Source organism: Cupriavidus basilensis (assembly GCF_029335485.1).
Classification (GTDB): domain Bacteria; phylum Pseudomonadota; class Gammaproteobacteria; order Burkholderiales; family Burkholderiaceae; genus Cupriavidus; species Cupriavidus basilensis_E.
In genome coordinates this window covers 1-3,755 of record NZ_JARJLM010000131.1, presented here as the reverse complement: position 1 = coordinate 3,755, position 3,755 = coordinate 1, and the positions used below count along the sequence as shown (strand labels likewise).

The 3,755-nt window shown below is 68.4% G+C and carries 4 protein-coding genes; all 4 read right to left on the bottom strand.

The features are described 5' to 3' along the window. On the bottom strand, nucleotides 1-908 hold a 908-nt coding region (locus P3W85_RS07685), incomplete at its 3' end, for a c-type cytochrome (protein ID WP_276264333.1). Then, nucleotides 892-2,265 (bottom strand): sulfite dehydrogenase, encoded by a 1,374-nt coding sequence (soxC, locus tag P3W85_RS07680; protein ID WP_276264332.1) that lies wholly within the window; start codon nucleotides 2,263-2,265, stop codon nucleotides 892-894. The genes P3W85_RS07685 and soxC, both read right to left, overlap by 17 nt. 135 nt (nucleotides 2,266-2,400) lie before the next feature. Beyond that, nucleotides 2,401-2,817 carry an ArsR/SmtB family transcription factor gene (locus P3W85_RS07675; RefSeq protein ID WP_035817385.1) on the bottom strand — a complete coding sequence of 139 codons (417 nt, stop codon included), beginning with the start codon at nucleotides 2,815-2,817 and terminating at the stop codon, nucleotides 2,401-2,403. 122 nt (nucleotides 2,818-2,939) lie between these two features. Beyond that, nucleotides 2,940-3,755, bottom strand: an 816-nt coding sequence (locus tag P3W85_RS07670) for an NAD(P)/FAD-dependent oxidoreductase (protein WP_276264331.1), incomplete at its 5' end; no start/stop codon positions are given.

The following is a 3,755-nucleotide window of genomic DNA, read 5'->3' as shown; positions in this document are numbered from 1 at the left end:
GCCTCCTGGCCCCGGTATTTGCGCGCGATGTCGGCAAAGCTGGGCCCCACCCGCTTGCTGTCCGCCGCGTGGCAGGCCGTGCACTGGTACTGGCCAGCCAGCTTCGCCCCCGCCGCTTCGGCCGGGCCGGCGGCCGCGGGCGCGCTGGCGGTGCCGCCGGTTGCCACGCCCCGCGTGGGCCCGAAGGTGCGCTGCTGCGCTGCCAGGTCGCCATGGGCGTCGCGGGCATAGGCCGGCATGGCCGACACCACCTTCACCGTGGCGGCACAATCCTTCATGCAGGCTGCGTTGCGCGTATCCGGCTGGCCGCGCCCCGGCCACAGGCCGTGTTCCAGGGTCATGCCATTGCGGTTGGGCATCTTCTGTTGCACCGCGGCAATATTGTCGTCCGACAAGGTGAAGTCCGCCGGCACGATATCGCCCAGGTTGAGCAGGTAGGCCGTGACCGCATAGACCTCGCCGGGCGACAGGCTGCGCGGCGCGTTCCACGGCATCGCGCGATGGATGTAGTCCCACAGCGTGCTGACGGTGCTGACCTTCATCAGCGTGGTGCGGTACGGCTGGTTGCCGGTCAGCGAGGCCACCCGTCCGCGTTTGATGTCCTCGGCGGTGGTGCCGCCGACGATGGGCGAGAACACCTCGTTGGATTCGCCGAAGTCGCCGTGGCAGGAGGCGCATTTGGCATCCCAGACGGCCTGCCCCTGCGACACCGTGCCGCTGCCCTTGGGCAAGCCCTGGAAATCCGGCCGTACGTCGATATCCCAGGCACGGACCTCGGCCGGGGTGGCGGTGCGGCCCAGCGCGGCGCGCGCGGTTTCGGCCGGCGAAGCGGCACTGGCCTGCGCGGCCAGCAGCGCCATGCCGGCAGCCATCAGCCCTGCGCGCGCGCCCTCAATCCACGTGGACATTGGAGACCTCGCCGCTGTCGGATACCTGCCAGCTCTGGATGGCATTGTTGTGGTAGATCGAACGCGAGCCGCGCACCGCGCGCAATTGCGCCAGCCGAGGCTGCACATAGCCGGTCTCGTCGATGGCGCGGCTTTGCAGGATCGCGGGGGCGCCGTCCCAGACCCAGTCCAGGTTGAAACGTGTCAGGCATTTGGAGAGCACCGGCGTCTCCAGCCGCGCGCTGCGCCAGTTGCGCCCGCCGTCGACGGACACATCGACCCGCTTGACCCGCCCGCGCCCGGACCAGGCCAGCCCGCTGACGTTGTAGAAACCGCGCCCCACCATCTGCTGCCCGCCCGAGGGCGTGGTGATGACCGACTTGCATTCCTGGATCGAGGTGTACTGGCGCAGCATGCCGTCGGGCATCATGTCGACGTAGTGCACGGTCTCGTCCTTGGTGTTCCACGGCTGGTCGCCCAGCTCCAGCCGGCGCAGCCACTTGACCCACGACACGCCCTGCACGCCAGGCACCACCAGCCGCAGTGGATAGCCGTTCTCGGGACGCAGCATCTCGCCGTTCATGCCCCAGGCGACGATGATCTCGTCGGCCAGCGCCATCGGGATGGTGCGTGTCATGCCCGAACCGTCGCCGCCTTCGGCGAGCAGATAGCGCCCGCGCCGGAAGTCCGCGCCGGCGTCGTCGAGCAGGACCTTGAGCGGCACGCCGGTGAACTCGCAGCACGACAACATGCCGTGCGTGTATTGCACGGTGGGCACCGCCACGTTGCCCCACTCCATGCCGGTGTTGGCGCCGCATTCGATGAAGTGCATGCGCGATACCGCCGGCAGCCGCATCAGGTCGTCCATGGTGTAGACGCGCGGCGCCTTCACCATGCCATTGATCATCAGGCGGTGGCGGGCCGGATCGATATCCTGCCAGCCCTGGTGGTGGCGCTCGAAATGCAGGCCGTTGGGCGTGATGATGCCGAAGAAACCCTGCAGCGGCGCGAAGGCCACGGAGGCGGCGGACACCCGCGTCAGCCCCGGCGACTCGCGGCGCACAAGGTTCTTCTCGTAAGCGGAAGGCTGGCCGTAGGGATGCGCGGCAACCGGCTGGCCAAGCGTGGTGGCCCAGGGTTGCGGCTTGAGGATGGCTTCGTCGCCGTCGCCTGCGGGTGCGGTATCCGCGCCGCGCGCCCTGCCCACAGCGCCGGCGGCAAGCGCGGTCGCGGCGCCCAGGAAGCTCTGGCGCAGGAAAGCACGGCGCGGGCTGTCCGGCGCGCCCAGGCCGTGCTGCGCGATGTCCCGCTGCTGCGATGCGCTGACGAAATGCTCCGGCGCACGCACGATGCGCCCAGGGCGGCTCTGGTCCGGCACTGCGGTCTCCTCCGGCTCGCTCGTCCGGCAGCAAGTGCCGTCGGCCAGCCTGTTGTCGGCCGGCGTCCGCGCATGCGGACTGCCGCCGTAAAACCTGCGTGCGAGCGTGGAGCCGGTGCCGCCGTCCGCCTTGCCTTAGCGGCCTTGGCGGGCGCGGCGGCGCGGCGCGGGGGCTGGCTGCGGCATGAAGCGGTCGACCATGCCCACGGGCAAGGCGCTCTCCTCCAGCCGGCTGGCCACCTGCACGCAGACCGTGCGGCACAGCTCCACCACGCTCTCGTCCTCGATCGCGTAGAAGACCAGGTTGGCTTCCTTGCGGCGTGACAGCACGCCTGCGCGGTACATCGCCGTGAGATGCCTGGAGACATTGGTCTGCGACGATCCCACCGTCTCCACCACGGTGCCCACCGGTTTTTCGCCATCGCACAGCGCGTGCAGGATCTTCAGCCTGGTGGGCTCCGCCAGCAGGCTGAAATACCCCGACACCTTCTCGAACACGCGATCCATCTCGTCCATGCCGTTCAATATATTCGTATATGCGTAATTGCGCATATAGTGTTTACCCCTTTGTGCGGCGCAGCCGAACTGGTGCCGGCCTGCTATCGCGGGAGCCTATGCAAGGCGCATCCACATTGCGCGCCTTGCACGTCACCGCGCGGTGTTGCGATATGCCTTCAGCCCAGCATATCGCTCCAGATCGCATCCGCCCACGCCTGTGCATAAGTGGCTTCCAGCGCGTTCGGTGCCGCTGACAGTCCTCCTGCGCCGGCCACCGTGACCATGGTCTGTTGCGCGGCATCGTAGCGATGCACGCTGGCGACGTGGATCGCTTCGCGCCCCGAGGTAAAGCTGTAGCAGGTGTTGTTGTACAGCGGCTCGGGGTTCGGCGCCTGTCCGGCCAGCAACGACACGATGGCGGCTGCGGCCACCTTGCCGTGCTGGTTGGCCATATGGCCGGATTTAGGCATCAGCGGGGCGATCTGGATGGCGTCGCCGAGCACATGGATATCCGGCGCGGCCTTCGACTCGAAGGTGAGGAAGTCGACTTCGCACCAGCGGCCGTTGGCGGTGGCCAGCCCGCTTGCCACCGCAATGGCGCCGGCGCGCTGCGGCGGCAGCACGTTGAGCACGTCGGCGCGCTCGTCGTCCTGTACCTCGAACTTGAGCGTGCGCGTGGCGGGGTCCACGTCGACGGTGTTGTATTGCGGCCGGTACTCGATCATGCCCTGGTAGCGTGTGGCCCAGACCTGCTTGAACAGCGCGCCTTTGGAGGTGACGTCGGGATTGGCGTCGAGGATCAGCACCTTGCTGCGGGGCTTGGCTTGCTTGAAATAGTCCGCGACCAGGCAGGCGCGCTCATAGGGGCCGGGCGGGCAGCGATACGGGGCAAGCGGAATGGTGATGGCAAAGGTGCCGCCGTCCGGCATGGCCTCGAGCTGCCGGCGCAGGCCCACGGTCTGCGGGCCTGCCTTCCAGGCATGGAGGATCTG

What these genes read in the sequence shown, in the direction of transcription:
- P3W85_RS07675 (WP_035817385.1), bottom strand. Translation starts at nt 2,817, where the DNA reads ATGCGCAATTACGCATATACGAATATATTGAACGGCATGGACGAGATG.